We start from the raw sequence: 16,474 nt of genomic DNA on the forward strand, positions 1-16,474 counted from the left end.
TTTCATGGAATCATCGGCGTTTTCTAAACGGTCTGCATGTCCGCCTCGCCCGAGGGAAGCACGCGTATCTCCCGATAGCACGTTGTCTACAGTCTGAGACACCCTAACAGGTGCCCACTGTTTGTGGTTACTCCCTCTTATTCTGAAGGCGGGAAGGGTTTATAATGCGGAATTTGATCATCCTCATCAAAGGCAATCGTGACGTCGGTCACGCCTTTTAAAATCCGGATTTGCAGTTCGAGACGGTCTTTGATGTCATCGGCTTGCGCGATTGTCATGCCACGGTCGACTTCGATTTCAAGATCAACGTGGAAATGATCGCCCTCTTTGATGACTTCAAGTTTTTCGATATCACGGACATCTTTATCACGGAGTAAAATCTCTGCGATTTTTGCCGTCAAGACTTCATCAGTTTCACCGAGCGCACCGGCTGCATTTTGAATGAAGACGTTATAGACGACGTAAAACATCATCAATCCGATTAAAACAGAAGCAATCCCTTCTGCTTGATAAAACGATGTATAGTGCGAAATGAGGACGGCGATAATGGCGATGAGACCACCTAGTGTCGCAACTAAGTCTTCCATAAAGACGAGTCGCGTCGCTGGTTTTGCTTGTCCAAGCTTCGAGAAACTTTCGCGAACGAGCGTGAATCCACGCGATTTCAGACCGGTTTCATGAGCGATTTCAATCATCGCTTTATAAAAGACACCCATTTCAAGGACAACGCCGATTCCAAGCGCTGTTAAGATGATCCACAGTCCGCTTGTTTCTTCTCCTGGAGCATGTAGAATATGCAACACGCCTTCACGGATCGTCTCATACGCTAAAATGGCGACGACGATAATTGCTGCGAGCAGGACGAGATTGACGAGTCGACCGAATCCATTCGGGAATCGTTTTGTTGGTGCTTTTTTACTTAACGCAGATCCGACATAAACGAACATTTGATTGGCAGCGTCACCGATCGTATGCATCATTTCTGCGAACATGGCGATGTTACCGGTTAAGATATAAGCGATGAATTTAATAATGGCAATAATCGTATTGACGATAGCGGCAGCTAAAGCAGATTTGTTACCACGCCTCATTAGTGAGAAAAAGTTGGCCATAGTGTGATCCTCTCCTTTTAAAAAAGCAGGAAAGCGGAATTAACCGCGTCCTGCTTGGAATGATGGATAAAGTGACATGCCACCGTCTGCAAATAGTGTGATGCCGGTCACGTAACTGGATTCGTCAGAAGCAAGCCATGCAGCGACAGCGGAAATTTCTTCAGGCTTCCCGATGTTCCCCATTGGAATCATGCTTTCGACTTCTTTACGTTGTTCCGGGTCTTCAAATTTCTCTGCATTGATTGGTGTGTTGATCGCTCCCGGCCCAATCGCATTGATTCGAATGCCTTTTGGTGCGTACTCCATCGCGAGCGTCTGCGTCATCAGTTTGACGCCGCCTTTACTTGCCGCATAGTGAACAAATGTTGGCCATGGAATGATTTCGTGAACGCTCGACATATTGATGATGTTCCCTTTAATGTCGTTCTCGACAAAGTATTTCAAGGCTTCACGTGCGCCGAGGAATGAACCGGTTAAGTTGACATCGATGACTTTTTGCCAGTCTTCGAGGGACATTTCGTGCGACGGTGATGGCATTTCGACACCGGCATTGTTGACGAAGATATCGAGTCGACCAAAGTGGTCAACTGTTTCTTTAACAAGACGAATCATGTCGTCCTCTTTCGATACGTCAGCTTGAATCGTAATGGCTTCTCCACCGGCTTGCTTGATGTCTTCAGCAATCTGATCCGCTTCTTCCGGGTGGCTCCGATAGTTGATGACGACCTTTGTACCTTCTTCCGCGTAACGGCGGACGACGGCTTCGCCAATTCCCATTGAACCGCCTGTGACGATAGCTACTTTTCCGTTTAGACTATTATACATGAAAATCGACTCCCTTTTAGATTATTGTTTTGTAAACCCGATCATGATACCGCCCGCTACGACGAGAGTACAGCCGATGATAACGAACGTCATTTCTTTTTTCGTTTTAGCTTCTTTCAAGAACAGAACGCCGCCGATTGTCGAGATGACGACACCGGTTTGTGATAACGAAAAGCTTGTTGCGACGCCGACACGTGCCGTTGCGAGCAATAGGGCAATATTCCCGACAGCCCACATGATACCGGCAAGGCCATTTGTGAACGTCTGTTTCGCAAACAAATTCCCTTTGCGTAATGAAAGTAAAATGGCGCTGACGACCATCCCGATTGCTTGTGGTAAAACGGCTTCCCAACCATTGATGTTGAACCAACGGGCGATGACGACATAGCCGACATAACCAATCGTCGAGATGACGAGTAGAAGCAATCCTTTTCCGATGTTTTCATCCTTCTTGCTCTTATCTTCTTTATACGATGTAAAAGCAGCACCGGCGACAATCAGTACTAAAGCGCTAATTCCAAGAATAAGTGCGGATGTATTTGACCATTCACCAAAAGCGAGGACGCCAAACAAGGATGTTCCGACGAGTTGCATCCCGGTCGAAATCGGCATCGTTTTCGAAACACCCATTTGTTTAAAAGCAGCAAATTGGTTCATTTGACCAAGTGCCCAAAAAGCACCGGAGAAAAGACCGGCAATCCAGGCCGTCATCGACAGTTCTGGACTGATAAATAAGAACGTCACGAGGGCGAATGCTAACGCACCGAGTGTTGTCCCGATAATTTGTTGTTCTGTTGAACCGCCGATTTTTGAAACGACGAGAGGCAACGTCCCCCACATCAATGCAGGAACGATGGCAATTAAAATATCAATCAAGTGATTCACCTCTTCCATTTGTTCTATCTACTTGAAGATGTACCCCGGGAATCCCGCCGAAAAACCTCTAATGGCTAACGAATATTATCTTAAAATAAAAAACGCCCCACGAATGGGACGTGAAAATTATTATTTAAAGGGTTCGTCAGCGATGCGGACGATGTGTCGTCCGATTCGTCGAGCGTTCCAGAGGGCGACGACAGCAATCGTTAAGGAAATCCCCATCAAGTCATACTGACTTAAGAAATAGCCACCGTAACTGACAGGTAAGCTGACGATTCCGACGAGTGAACTGGTCCACTGACGAATTTTAAGCGATTCCATATTCGCGACGCGTGAGAATTTTTGCTGTTCGAACAACCGCCAGCGTGTTGGTTCACTGAGGGCATCATTGACTAGGCGAGGAAAGGCGAGAAGACGTGCGCCGTAAGACCCTGCAATCTGTAAGTAACGATTCTGATTTTTCCCTTCTTCGTCCAGCCAACGGCGGACCATCGGTTTAGCAAGTTCAAGCAAGTTGATTTTTGGTGAGAGGATTTGCAGGATACCCAGGATCGTTGAAGCGGCACGACCGAAAAAGGCAAACTCGGCCGGTAATTGAATCGGTTCATTCCGAACGAGTAATTCAATATCAGACAGTACTTTTTCAATTAATTTCGTATCGACGTTCTCCATATCGCTTTCAAGGTAAAAGTTGACGGCTTTTTCAATCGCTTGACGGATATTTTGTTTGTTGGCGTTCGGTAATAAGAAACGTAAGTCTTCCAGACCGTCGACGATTGCATCGTAATCGAGTGTGACGAACGACTGTAAGATTCCTTGAATCGCCCGCATGTCGTCCGGGGTCGTCGCACCAATCATCCCGAAGTCGAGCAGAACGATTTTTCCGTCTGCCTGGACGAGGACGTTGCCCGGGTGGGGATCGGCATGAAATTTCCCGCCGAACAGCAACTGTTCACCCGCATTCAGGAAGAGGTTACGCGCGAGTTCGTCACGATCGATTTGATGTTCTGCTAAAAACTCGAGGTCCGTGATCCGTGTACCGTCAATCCACTCCATCATCAAGACGCGATTCGTACAGTGTTCTTCATAATAGTCTGGAATGTAGATGACAGGGTTCGTTTCATACATCTTTTTAAAGTAGAGACCATTTTTTAATTCGGTCCGATAATTCAGTTCATCTCCGATGACGAAGACCATTTGGCGATAAAGACTTTGGAGATCAGTCGATTTATTGAGTGACGTCCGTCGAAGCATCGCGATGACGAGACGCATCGCGCGGAAATCCGTTTTAATGATTCGTTCGATGTTAGGACGCTGGACTTTGATTGCGACTTTTCGCCCGTTCGATTTGAGTGTCGCACTATATACTTCTCCGATTGAAGCAGATGCGATGGGGCGAGGACTGATATTATCGACGACGTCTTCGATCGGCATGCCCCAGTCTTCCTCGATGATTTTTCGAGATTCCCCGAGTTTGCTCGTTGGGACCTTATCGACGAGTTCAGTTAACTCCATTAAAACGGTTGGTGGGAATAAGTCGGCACGAATCGATAAAAACTGCCCGAGTTTAATCAGGAGTCCTTCGAGACGCAGTGCTTTCTTCTTATAATCACGCGCAATCGTGATCATGATGCGCTCGAATTCTTCAGTATTCGTACCTGGTCGGTTTTTCCGGGTGAATCGATAGATAGTCCAAATATAACGAGCGAACATCGTCACGATGACGAAAATCCGGTAGAGCGCCCAACGTTTCATACGGTCACCTAGCTTCCTGTACAGTTTGTTTCAGTATAGGTTACTTTACCTAAAAACGTCACTTACAAACGGCTGAAAAAAGAATCGTAAAAATAAGGTGGACGCGACGCAAAAAGAGAGTATAGTAAGTAATGGAATTTCAATGTGGAAAGGTGAAATGTGTGCATGTCCTGGGACTTATTAAATATCATCGGAACGGTCGCATTTGCGATGAGTGGCGCGATCGTCGCGATGGAAGAAAAATATGATTTGTTTGGGGTTTGGTTATTGGCATTGATTACGGCGTTCGGAGGCGGTGCAATCCGGAACTTGTTGATTGGTGTACCCGTCTCGGCACTTTGGTCGCAAGGCGGATTGTTCTTGATCGCGATTTTAGTCGCATTATTAATCTTTGTTTTACCACAATTATTTTTACCACATTGGTCACGGTGGGGCGTGCTCGCCGATGCACTCGGTTTATCCGCATTTGCGATCCAGGGTGCACTCATGGCATCTGCAAAAGGCTTACCTCTTTCAGCAACGATTTCAGCAGCTGTTTTAACGGGTGTCGGCGGTGGTGTCATCCGGGATTTACTCGCCGGACGCAAACCGCTTGTCCTGCATAAGGAAATCTATGCGATGTGGGCCGTCATGGCCGCGCTCGTCATCGATCGGTTCCAACTGACGAATCCTCTGCATTTGTTCACATTACTGGGACTCATTACGATTTTACGTATGCTATCTTATTATTATGAATGGAATTTACCGGCACGACGTTTAGGGGGAGAATGAAAATGAAAGTATTAATCATGATTGGTTCTTTGTCGATGATGGTAGCGGTCGCACTCGGTGCGTTCGGAGCGCATGCGCTAAAAGATATGTTATCTGAGCGGATGCTTGCGAACTGGCAGACGGGTGTCCTCTATCAGATGGTGCACTCACTTGGGATTTTGGCACTCGGTGGCATGTTACTGAAAGTTTCGATTTCACAATTTTCGCTTGCAGGTTGGTTGATGCTCGCCGGAATCGTTTTCTTCTCCGGCAGCTTATATGTCATGGCGCTGACAGGGATTACAAAACTCGGTGCAATCACACCGATTGGCGGCGTTCTGTTCATCGCAGCATGGATTTTTGTTGCGATTGGTGCGTATAAGGGATTATGATCCGTCGACTGACTTGAAAAGTTGGTCGTTAAACGAAAGTAAGGGAGTGGATTTTATAGCCACTCTCTTAGGATGTAGACAACGTGCTAGCGGGAGTTGAAAGCGTCTTTTTTCGTTGCTTTCCTCGGGCGAGGCGCAAGCCGTTGCTCCTTGATCCTCACGGAAAACGAGCAGGGTTTTGCCTCCCGATATCGCATGTTCAAAGTTTGTCTACACACTGGGAGTGGATGTATATCCACTCTCTTTTTTTTGTCTTTTTACGACGATTACGCCATCGAAATAAAAAAAACGGTCAAGAGACATCACTGCCTCTTGACCGATTACGATTGAAGCAACTGCCTCAATGCTTTATTGGTTGTGTTTTATTTAACTTCGATAATGCTTGCTCATAGCGATCCAGTACACGTTGTGCGACTGGCTTTAGCTCTTTTGAAAGCACAGCGAATTGCAACTCACGCGATCGCGTTGACCGGTTCATAGCATTCCCCATGATCATTCCTCCTTAACGTATAAAACGTACATCTTTTATGGCCGCAAAGAGTATATTCCCATAGGGTTTTTCTATGAAACGTCTTTTAGCATATTAAAGCGCGAAATGTGTTTCGAGCTCGCTTGACTCAAGACGGTTGCCGATGAAGAACTCACCGAATTCACCGTATTTTGCACTCACTTCGTCAAAACGCATTTCATAGACGATTTTTTTGAACTGGAGGATATCATTCGCGAACAAGGTGACGCCCCATTCCCAATCGTCAAAGCCAGTTGATCCACCGATAATCTGTTGAATCTTCCCAGCGTAGCTCCGCCCGATCATACCATGACGGTACATGAGCTCTTTCCGTTTCTCCATCGAAAGCGTGTACCAGTTATCGCCATCGCGACGAGATTTACTCATCGGATAGAAACAGATGTGCTTCGATTTTGGCAAGATTGGATAGAGACGGTCGCGTACATACGGGTTCTCATACGGGTTCCCTTCGCCAGATCCACGGTATGTGCCGAGTTCGACGACGGAGACATATGAATACGTCGGGATGAGATAGTCATATAAGTCGAGTTTTTGCATCTTCACTTCGACGGCTTGGATGTCTTCCATTGTCGGACGAAGGACCATCAAAACGAGATCTGCTTTTTGACCGATGATCGTATAGAGGGCATGACTGCCTTCTTTTTGTTCTTCGACTTGTCCGAGCTCAGCTAAGAACGTTTGGAATTCGTTGATCATTTTCGTCCGGACAGTTGTTTCGACTTGTTTTAAGCGCGACCAGTCAATCCGGCGGAAATCATGTAATGTATACCAACCGTCGAGAGTTTCGGCGGCTTGCTGTGTAGCAGTTGGTTCTGATGTTCGATGTTCCATGAAAAAACCTCCTGAAATCTATAATGAAAAGTACATTCTCCATTGCTAATCTTATCATAGATCGGACGGTTCATCGCAACAAAACAACCGTCTCTCATTAGGGATAGAGACATGAAGTAACACGAATCGGGGTATGAAGTAAAAGGGTGTGCTAAAACGCGTTAAGCGCCTTCTGTACTATTCCTAGAAATAACTGTAATAGTGATAAAAAATCGCTCCGTGTAATGGGTAAAAGAAGTTTTTTGCAAATTGTTTTAATAACGAAACAGAACTGTGTATAATGAACGATGGAATGTATAAGGAATAGAAACCGACACTTGATTGACATAAAAGGAGAGAAAATCATGCAATTATTCGAAATGCTTGAGACAAAAGTAAAAGCACACCAACCATCAATCGTTTTCCCAGAAGGAATCGACGCACGTGTTCTTGGTGCTGCTGTCCGCCTGAAAAAAGATGGTCTCGTCACACCAGTCGTTATCGGACCACGCGTGAAGATTGAAGAGACGGCGTCGGCGAACGGAATCGACGTAACGGATCTTGAAACAATCGACCCGGCTTCGTACGATGCGATGGAAGAACTTGTTGCTTCATTCGTCGAGCGCCGTAAAGGAAAAGCGACAGAAGAACAAGCACGTGAAGTCATCTTAAAGGACGTCAACACATTCGGAACGATGCTCGTGCATACAGGTAAAGCAGCAGGTCTCGTCTCGGGTGCGATGCACGCGACTGGCGATACAGTCCGTCCGGCACTTCAAATCATCAAAATGCAAGAAGGCTATAAGAAAACATCGGGTGTCTTCATCATGGTTCGTGATGATGAGCAGTATGTCTTCGCTGACTGCGCAATCAATATCGCACCTGACGCAAACGACTTAGCAGAAAATGCAATCGCATCAGCAAAAACAGCAAAAACATTCGGCATCGAGCCGAAAGTGGCATTGCTCAGCTTCTCGACAAAAGGTTCAGCAAAATCACCTGAAACAGAACGCGTCGTCGAAGCAACACGTCTCGCAAAAGAACGTGCGCCTGAACTTGCAATCGATGGAGAATTACAATTTGATGCAGCGTTCGTCCCGAGCGTCGCAAAATCAAAAGCACCAGAATCAGATGTTGCCGGTCAAGCCAACGTCTTCATCTTCCCAAGCCTTGAGTCAGGAAACATCGGCTACAAAATCGCACAACGTCTTGGTGGATTCGAAGCGATCGGACCGATTCTCCAAGGTCTCAACAAACCGGTCAACGATCTTTCACGTGGATGTAACGAAGAAGATGTCTACAAACTTGCGATCATCACGGCAGCTCAAGCAGTTGAAGCAAACGCATAAAACGGAAAAGTCTTTACTTTTTCAGAGAACATCGTAAAATGAAACACATCATGCACGAATCATAAACGTATAGCAACGCTCGTATAATAGTGGGAATTGGCCCACGAGTCTCTACCGGATCGCCGTAACGATCCGACTACGGGTGGTGAGTTACTGCTCTCTTTTTTGGCGTACAGTGGCTGCCCCCGGGGGTAGCGCTGTACGTTTTTTTTCGTCAATAAAGGAGAACTCAGCTATGAAACGTTTAGAAGAAATGATTAACAAAGAAGGAATCGTCCTGTCCGATCAAGTCTTGAAAGTCGATGCATTCCTTAACCATCAAGTCGATCCGACATTGATGTGGGAAATTGCTTATGAATTCATGCATCGGTTTCAAGACGCAGGCATTACGCGGATTTTAACGATTGAAGCAGGTGGAATCGCACCGGCGATGATGACGGCGCTTCGTCTCGGTGTACCGATGGTCTATGCACGAAAAACGAAGTCGCTGACGTTAAACGAAGGAACGATTTCAGCAGAAGTCTACTCGTTTACGAAACAGCAGACGAGTACGATCACGGTCGCTGAAAAATACTTACAGCAAGGTGAACGTGTGCTGATCATCGATGACTTTTTAGCGAACGGGGAAGCGGCGTTCGGTCTTGCTAAATTAGTCGAGCAGGCAGGAGCAGAAGTCGTCGGTATCGGAATCGTGATCGAAAAATCATTCCAACCGGGGCGAGAGAAGTTACTTGATGCAGGATTCCGTGTTGAATCGCTCGCGCGAATTGAAAAATTAGAGAACGGGAAAGCGACGTTCGTCCGCTCGGTGAACGTATGAAATCCTTATCGAATTTTAAAGCGGCAGGGCTCGGACTCCAACATGTCCTTGCCATGTATACAGGAGCAGCCATCGTTCCGTTGATCGTCGGCAGTGCAATCGGACTATCCGGAGAAGGCCTCGCGTATCTTGTCGCGATTGACCTATTCATGTGTGGAATCGCGACGTTACTCCAAGTCTTCGTCACGAAGTATACCGGTGTCGGACTGCCGGTCGTGCTCGGATGTACGTTTACGGCAGTCGGACCGATGATTGCGATCGGTAGCCTGCAGGGCATCACGGCGATTTACGGCGCATTAATCGCAAGCGGCATCATCATTTTATTGATTTCCGGACTCTTTAGCCGGATTGCGATTTTATTTCCACCGGTCGTGCTCGGATCCGTCGTGACGATTATCGGAATATCACTCATTCCGGCGGCCATCAATGATATCGGTGGCGGACAAGGCGTTAAAGATTTTGGTGACTTCCGATACCTCGGTCTCGCCGGATTAACGATTGCTTTAATCTTGATTTTAAATCGTTACGGCACCGTTTTTTCGAAGGCAGCGGCTGTCTTGATTGCGGTGCTCATCGGAACACTTGTCGCATTCGGCATGGGGATGATTGATTTTAGTCCAGTTGCTGACGCCTCGTGGTTCCAAATGATTACACCGTTTTACTTTGGTGCACCGACGTTTAATATCACGGCGATTTTGACGATGACGCTCGTTGGTCTCGTCTCAATGGTTGAATCGACAGGCGTCTTCTTGACGCTTGGTGAAATCACGGATAAAAAACTCTCGAAGCAAGACTTAGCACGCGGTTACCGGGCAGAGGGTGCTGCGACAATCATCGGCGGGATTTTCAACAGTTTTCCATACACGACCTACAGTCAAAATGTCGGGCTTGTTCAACTGACGGGCGTCAAAACACGAAAAGTCATCATCTTTGCCGGGTTGTTTTTAGTGATTCTCGGTTTCTTGCCGAAAGTCGCCACCTTTACGACACTGATTCCGAAACCAGTGCTTGGTGGGGCAATGCTCATCATGTTTGGGACGGTTGCAGCAAGCGGAATTCGGATTCTGTCTCGCGTCGACTTCGCAAAAAACGACCACGTCTTGACAGTCGCCTTATCGCTTGGCGTCGGACTCGGCATCAGTATGAACCCGGCGATCGTGTCCGGTTTACCGGAACAAATCCGCGTCTTGACGGATAGTCCGATTGTCGCCGGTTCGTTGACGGCATTGCTTCTCAATGGTTTGTTCCGTTTGGCTGATCGCAAGCAGCGTACAGAAGACGAACAATTCGCAAAAGCTGAGTAAATAGTAGAACGATTGTGTTACGAGCAGACCTGCATCTTCGGATGGAGGTCTCTTTTTTGTGATGAGAGAACGTTACACAAATCAGAATATTTCGAGTATGGGAAGAAAGTGGTAAATCTCACTTGAAAACGTTTACAAATCAGACACCTCTTCTTTATACTGACAACGTAGCGGTTTGGGGAACTGCTAAGAACGATAGAGAGACAGGAAGGACGTCGTACAAATGAAGCAACAGACAGAGCTAAATCGGGGACTGGAAGAGCGTCATATTACGTTGATGTCGCTGGGGGCGGCAATCGGCGTTGGACTTTTCCTAGGCTCGGCAAAAGCCATTCAGTTGGCAGGACCAGGGATTCTGATTGGTTATTTAATCGGCGGTATCATCATCTTCATCATCATGCGGGCACTTGGGGAGCTCGCGGTACGTGAACCGGTGGCGGGAAGCTTTGCTGAATACGCCCGGAAATATGTCAGTCCACTCGCTGGATTTTTGACCGGGTGGAATTATTGGCTTCTGTGGATTTTTACATGTATGGCAGAAATCACAGCAGTCGGAATTTATATGCAGGAATGGTTCCCGCAGTCGGAACGCTGGATTTGGGCGCTTGCAGCATTACTACTTATGACGAGCATTAATTTCATTGCCGTCAAATTTTATGGCGAATTCGAATTTTGGTTCGCCTTGATTAAGATTGTCGCGATTGTTGCGATGATTATTCTTGGGACATTGACGATTGTCGTCGGACTTGGCAACGGGGGTACACCGGTCGGGATTTCTAATCTTTGGTCGCATGGTGGATTTTTGCCAAACGGATTCGGGGGAGTCCTGCTGGCGATGCAAATGGTCATGTTTGCGTTCTTAGGCATTGAAGTGATTGGGGTCACAGCTGGGGAAGCTAAAAATCCGAAGAAAACGATTCGTAAGGCAGTCAACAACGTCTTTTTACGGATCTTGATTTTCTACATCGGTGCGCTATTCGTCATCTTGTCGATTTATCCATGGGATCAAGTCGGACAAAATAACAGTAGCCCATTTGTCTTACTATTTGATCAACTGGGCATTCCGGCAGCTGCCGGCATTATCAACTTCGTTGTCCTGACAGCGGCATTGTCGTCATGTAACTCGGGTATTTTCTCGACGGCACGGATGATGATGAACCTGGCACAAAATGAAGAAGCACCAAAACGGTTCGCGAAGATTTCGAAGAACGGAGTCCCAGCAATCGCAACGATTCTTTCAGGAATCGCGCTGCTCGTCGGCGTCGCCTTAAACTACTTCTTACCGGAAAACGTTTTTGCGATCGTGACGAGTATCGCGACGTTCGGAGCCGTCTGGACATGGGCGATGATTTTGATTTCGCAAATGCGGGCTCGGAAAGTCTATGGTACGGCAGAATTTGCTGTTCCGTTCTTCCCGGTCGCGAACTACATCGCTTTGCTCGCGCTAGCTGGCGTCATCGTCTTGATGGCGTTTGATGCGAGTACACGCATCGCACTGATTGTTGGACCACTCTGGTATGTGATTTTGATTGCGGTCTACTATGCGCGGGGGATGCATAAACAGACACGACGCTCGTTCGACCGGGCATCAGGGGAATGAATCAGGGAGACCGGCTTCGGCCGGTCTCTTTTGTTCTGTTTCGACGTCAGTTTTGCTACACTGAACAAAGATGAAACAAGAGGAGGAACTTACGATGAAAACAATCCATGTCGATGAGTTACAAGAAAAGCTTGAAGCCGGTGAAGTACTCCACGTCGTGGACGTGCGCGAGCAGGATGAATATGACGCGGGTCATATCCCGAACGTCCGTTTTTTACCAATGTCTGAAATCGGTGAACGCTATACAGAGCTGCAAGAAGGTGAAACATACTACCTGATTTGCAAAGCAGGTGGACGCAGCGAGAACGTCGGACGTTTCCTCGAACAGTATGGCTACGACATCGTCAACGTCGAAGGCGGGATGATGAACTGGAAGGGCGATCAAGAAGCGTAAAGCGATAGTGTTCTTTTCTCAAACGTTCTGTTCGCGAAGTTATTCCGCATCACTTTATAGGTAGTCCAAGAAGGTAATTCATGAAAATGGATTACCTTCTTTTTCATTTAGTTGTGAAAAATGACACGTTCTGACCGATATATAGATTAGAACAATGAGTTTACATATCGGGAAGAGGAGTCATGTATGGAACAGACAAAAAAACGAACGATTAGCATCAAGCAGAAACTAATTATTACATCTTTACTCTTATTATTGATTCCATCGTTATTGATTGGTTTTGTTGCATACAATCAAGCGAAACAGAAAATCACAGATCAAATCCTGCAATCAGCACATGCCGGTGTTGACCGGATGAACGATGAAATCACCAATATCATTGATCCCGTACGACGAGATGTCGCGTTCTTTGCGGACCGGATTGATGGAATCCTCTATCAAAAAGGGAAACAAAATTTAGCATTGAAAGAAAAGATGATGGAATATCTCGATATACATCCGCAAGCGGCAAATATTTATTACGCGACGACGGAAGGTGATATGACTATCTATCCGGAGCAGTCATTTGAAGATGACTATGATCCACGAGAACGTCCGTGGTATCAGGCGGCGGAGGACGCCGGTGGGAAAGTCGTCATTACTGATCCATACGTCGACGCAGCTTCAGGGAAGATGATGGTCACCCTTTCACAAACAGGTGGGAATGGACGTGGCGTCATTGCTGTCGACGTGGATGTCGATCGAATTTCTGAAATTGCTAAAAAAGTTAAAATCGGTCAAGAAGGTTATGTCACGATTCTCGACTCCGATAAGAATTTCGTCACACATCCGACGAAGAAGGCTGGAGAAAAGGCATCTGGAGACTGGGTCACATCCCTTTATGCCGGAAAAAATGGTCAGTTTTCTTATGAGTTTGAGAATCAAGGAAAGAAAATGGACTATATGACGAACAGTCTGACGGGATGGAAAGTCGCCGGAACACTGTACGATAAAGAAATTGCAAATGAAACATCGGGCATTCTTTGGACAACAGTTGCCGTTATCGCTGGAACGTTCTTGTTAGCAGCTGTCTTACTCTACTTTATTCTCCGTTCGATCCTCCGTCCGTTAAGTCGTTTGACGGAAAGTGCCGATCGGATTAAAGAAGGTGATTTGACGGAGCAAGTCATCGTCGAATCCAATGACGAAATCGGTCAGGTGGCCCAAAGTTTTAATGTCATGGTCACATCACTCCGGTCGATCGTGACGAACCTCGATCAATCGATTGGGCAAGTTGCGGCGTCTTCAGAAGAATTGATGGCGAACGCAGCGCAAACGACAGCAGCTTCCGAGCAAATCGCAGGTTCCGTCCAACAGATGGCAGCAGGTGCTGACCACTCGAAACGTCAACTCGAAGGAAATGCTGTATCACTCCAAGCGATTACGTCAGGTGTCATGCGAATCGCAGAGAGTTCGACGAACGTCTCCGAGCTATCACGGGCAACAGCACTCGAAGCAGAAGACGGAACGATTGCGGTCGGGAAAAATGTGACACAGATGAAAGCGATTGATGCATCGGTCGAAAACTTCGGTGAAGTCATTCAATCCTTGGCTCATCGCTCAAACGAAATCGGAAAGATTGTCGATGTCATCAACGGGATTGCAGCCCAAACGAACTTGCTTGCCTTGAATGCAGCGATCGAAGCAGCACGGGCCGGCGAAAATGGCAAAGGATTTGCGGTCGTCGCGAGTGAAGTTCGGAAGCTAGCCGAACAGTCACAAGAGTCGACAAAACAAATTTCGGGCCTGATTACAAACATCAAGCAGGAAACAGAACGGTCGGTTTCCTTGATGAAAGAAGTATCGCATCATACGAAAGCCGGACTTGAGACGACAGAAGATTCAGCGGAACGTTTCAAGAAAATTATGTTACGGACACAAGAGATGACGCCACGAATCGAAGATGTCACAGCGACGGTCGAAGAAATCGCGGCGAACGTCCAAGAAGTGTCGGCTTCGGCAACGGAAATCGCTCATATTGCGGATGAGAATTCGACAGCATCCGAACGTGTTGCGACGACGACGGAAGAACAGCTCGGTTCGATGGAAGAAATTTCGCAATCCGCGAAAGCATTGTTGGATATGGCAGAAGAATTACAAGAAATGGTGACGCAATTCCGCGTTTAAACCAGAAGAAGGCGACTACGTCAGCGAAACTGAGCTGGACGTAGTCGCTTTTTTTATTGTGAATTTGCTTGAAGCGATAGGAAAACGGGAAAAATATAAGTGTAATGTTGAGTCCTAGGAGGTGGAAAGATGGCGCGATTGACAAAGTTGAAAGAATGGCAGGAAGCAGGATTGCTTGATGCAGAAACCGTCGATCGGATTGAAGCGTACGAACACAAACACCAAGTCAAAAAGCGGACGCCCTTACTGTTGATTGTCGGCTTGACGTTTGTCGGCTTGGCCTTACTCAGTTTTTTAGCGGCCAATTGGCAAGTCATTCCGGCATTGGTCAAAATCGGACTCGTTCTTGTCATCATGATCAGTTGTTATGTGCTAGCTGATATTTCCGAACGCCGGACGATTTGGAATCCGGTGGCGTTCCGGATACTCGGGATTCTCGCGTTGCTCGGTGCATTGATTGTCACGGTCCAAAGTTTTCATATGTCGCTTGAAAGCTCATTCATTGCCTGGGTAATCTTTCTTATGGCACTCGGTCATTTTTTCGTTTGGCGTCACGCTGCCTACGCTGTCGTCGCTTTTTTGGCGGGATTGAATATTTTTACGGGAATCGGCAGCTTCGGGAGCGAGTACGCTACGTTTCTAGACTGGACATCATTTGTTTGTTTGATTCTGATATCCGTAGCCTGGTTCTATTTCAGTCAAACGTTTCCATCACTGATTTTTAGCTGGTTGCTCCTCTACTTCGCAGGGTTGGAATTGTTTTTCCTCGTTTCCTACGAAGGTATTCTTTGGCCGATTTGGACTTTATTTTTCCTCGTTCCATTACTGTTACTTGTTCGGGAGGAGCAAAAGCGCCTGCTCCTCTACGCGCTCTATTTAGTCACGGCAGCCATTAACTCACTGGTCTATCTATCTGTCCGCGCAGAAACGACAACTGCTCCGATTTCGCTCGTCGAAGCGATTTTACTTGTACTTGCCGCAGCGGCGGTCGGAAGTTTGATTTATGTACGTTACCGTCCGCTCCTTTTCATCGTCCCGCTCGGTTTGGTCGGACTCTTATGGTTCGAGGAACAAGCGATCTTGATGGCGATTTTAGTTGAAGTGATGGCATTCGTTTATTTGATTGAGCGAGAACGAACCGGTCATCGCTTACTGATTCCGTTCGTTTATTTCATTACCGTTCAACTGACGGTTTACTTCATTTATGCTTGGAATCGTCTGAATATGTCACTCTTTTTCCTAGGCGGGGCCTTACTCGTGTTCTTGATTGCCGGTGTGCTCTGGTGGATGCAACGACGTCGTGAAGGAGGTCAGTCGGCATGAAAAAGTACGGGTTTGCGTTTATTCAGACACTGATTGTTTTGCTTGTCGTACTCAGTTTTTATGCGATTTCGTGGTTCGGAGAGAGTTATCGCTTCCGGGCAGAGCCGTTTGATCCATTTGATCCGATTTACGGGGAGTACGTCGTGTTGCAGTATCCAGATTTAAAACCGGATGCTTCTGTCAAACAAGGACTTGTCTACGTTACGTTTATAACGGAGGAAGATGGATATGCAAGAATTGATAAAATCTCGAATGACCGCTTTTTCGGTTCGGTTGCTGGTGAGTATTACGATGAATACGTGACGATTTCTCAGCTGACTCAATATTATGTCGAACAAGGTACAGGAAAAGGGTATGAGGATGCGGAAAAATTAGAAGTCAAAGCTGATGTTTCGCCATGGGGAACCGTTCGGGCGACGGACTTATTGCTCCGAAACGAGTAAAAAAAACAAAATGAGAGGATGGA

At 46.8% G+C, this 16,474-nt stretch carries 16 protein-coding genes and 1 riboswitch; of the genes, 10 read left to right on the plus strand and 6 right to left on the minus strand.

What is annotated here, in order from left to right; genetic code table 11:
* Nucleotides 1-137: 137 nt before the first annotated feature.
* The 4 genes from A0126_RS01085 to A0126_RS01100 all read right to left on the minus strand — a co-directional run bounded on the left by A0126_RS01085 (nt 138) and on the right by A0126_RS01100 (nt 4,571).
* Complete coding sequence (locus A0126_RS01085; protein WP_088836072.1) at nt 138-1,112, minus strand: cation diffusion facilitator family transporter; 975 nt, start codon at nt 1,110-1,112, stop codon at nt 138-140.
* 39 nt (nt 1,113-1,151) lie between these two features.
* Nucleotides 1,152-1,937: a glucose 1-dehydrogenase gene (locus tag A0126_RS01090; RefSeq protein ID WP_088836073.1), complete on the minus strand. Its 786-nt coding sequence runs from the start codon at nt 1,935-1,937 to the stop codon at nt 1,152-1,154.
* Nucleotides 1,938-1,958: 21 nt separating this feature from the next.
* A complete protein-coding gene (locus A0126_RS01095) occupies nt 1,959-2,810 on the minus strand; it encodes a GRP family sugar transporter (protein WP_204251427.1) in 852 nt (283 codons plus the stop codon).
* A 132-nt stretch (nt 2,811-2,942) separates the two neighbouring features.
* Nucleotides 2,943-4,571 (minus strand): ABC1 kinase family protein, encoded by a 1,629-nt coding sequence (locus A0126_RS01100; RefSeq protein WP_088836075.1) that lies wholly within the window; start codon nt 4,569-4,571, stop codon nt 2,943-2,945.
* Between the two features lie 165 nt (nt 4,572-4,736).
* Between A0126_RS01100 and A0126_RS01105 the strand changes: the two genes are divergently transcribed.
* Together A0126_RS01105 and A0126_RS01110 are read left to right on the plus strand one after the other, a co-directional pair.
* The gene (locus A0126_RS01105) at nt 4,737-5,342 is read left to right on the plus strand and encodes a trimeric intracellular cation channel family protein (RefSeq protein WP_029332360.1); all 606 of its coding nucleotides are present in this window, start codon (nt 4,737-4,739) and stop codon (nt 5,340-5,342) included.
* A 2-nt stretch (nt 5,343-5,344) separates the two neighbouring features.
* Nucleotides 5,345-5,713, plus strand: a complete 369-nt coding sequence (locus A0126_RS01110) for a DUF423 domain-containing protein (RefSeq protein ID WP_029332361.1) — start codon at nt 5,345-5,347, stop codon at nt 5,711-5,713.
* Between the two features lie 340 nt (nt 5,714-6,053).
* Here A0126_RS01110 and A0126_RS19365 read toward each other — a convergent pair whose 3' ends face one another.
* Together A0126_RS19365 and hemQ are read right to left on the minus strand one after the other, a co-directional pair.
* Nucleotides 6,054-6,203 (minus strand): hypothetical protein, encoded by a 150-nt coding sequence (locus A0126_RS19365; RefSeq protein ID WP_204251414.1) that lies wholly within the window; start codon nt 6,201-6,203, stop codon nt 6,054-6,056.
* Between the two features lie 93 nt (nt 6,204-6,296).
* Complete coding sequence (gene hemQ, locus A0126_RS01115) at nt 6,297-7,073, minus strand: hydrogen peroxide-dependent heme synthase (protein WP_088836076.1); 777 nt, start codon at nt 7,071-7,073, stop codon at nt 6,297-6,299.
* A 344-nt stretch (nt 7,074-7,417) separates the two neighbouring features.
* Between hemQ and pta the strand changes: the two genes are divergently transcribed.
* From pta to A0126_RS01155, 8 genes are all read left to right on the plus strand, one after another.
* Entirely contained in the window at nt 7,418-8,401 is a 984-nt protein-coding gene (gene pta / locus A0126_RS01120) for a phosphate acetyltransferase (RefSeq protein WP_088836077.1), read from the plus strand.
* 59 nt (nt 8,402-8,460) lie between these two features.
* A riboswitch (purine riboswitch) is annotated at nt 8,461-8,560 on the plus strand.
* Nucleotides 8,561-8,636: 76 nt separating this feature from the next.
* Nucleotides 8,637-9,221: a xanthine phosphoribosyltransferase gene (locus tag A0126_RS01125; protein ID WP_088836078.1), complete on the plus strand. Its 585-nt coding sequence runs from the start codon at nt 8,637-8,639 to the stop codon at nt 9,219-9,221.
* Entirely contained in the window at nt 9,218-10,525 is a 1,308-nt protein-coding gene (locus A0126_RS01130; RefSeq protein ID WP_088836079.1) for a nucleobase:cation symporter-2 family protein, read from the plus strand. Before A0126_RS01125 ends, A0126_RS01130 begins: the two co-directional genes overlap by 4 nt.
* Before the next feature lie 223 nt (nt 10,526-10,748).
* Nucleotides 10,749-12,125 carry an amino acid permease gene (locus A0126_RS01135; protein WP_088836080.1) on the plus strand — a complete coding sequence of 459 codons (1,377 nt, stop codon included), beginning with the start codon at nt 10,749-10,751 and terminating at the stop codon, nt 12,123-12,125.
* Between the two features lie 94 nt (nt 12,126-12,219).
* Entirely contained in the window at nt 12,220-12,519 is a 300-nt protein-coding gene (locus tag A0126_RS01140) for a rhodanese-like domain-containing protein (protein WP_088836081.1), read from the plus strand.
* 186 nt (nt 12,520-12,705) lie between these two features.
* Entirely contained in the window at nt 12,706-14,685 is a 1,980-nt protein-coding gene (locus A0126_RS01145) for a methyl-accepting chemotaxis protein (RefSeq protein ID WP_088836082.1), read from the plus strand.
* Between the two features lie 129 nt (nt 14,686-14,814).
* On the plus strand, nt 14,815-16,008 hold the full coding sequence (locus tag A0126_RS01150) for a DUF2157 domain-containing protein (RefSeq protein ID WP_088836083.1): 1,194 nt from the start codon (nt 14,815-14,817) through the stop codon (nt 16,006-16,008).
* Nucleotides 16,005-16,451 carry a GDYXXLXY domain-containing protein gene (locus A0126_RS01155; RefSeq protein WP_088836084.1) on the plus strand — a complete coding sequence of 149 codons (447 nt, stop codon included), beginning with the start codon at nt 16,005-16,007 and terminating at the stop codon, nt 16,449-16,451. The genes A0126_RS01150 and A0126_RS01155 overlap by 4 nt, the downstream gene beginning before the upstream one ends.
* Nucleotides 16,452-16,474 lie beyond the last annotated feature (23 nt).

Source organism: Exiguobacterium sp. N4-1P (assembly GCF_002214325.1).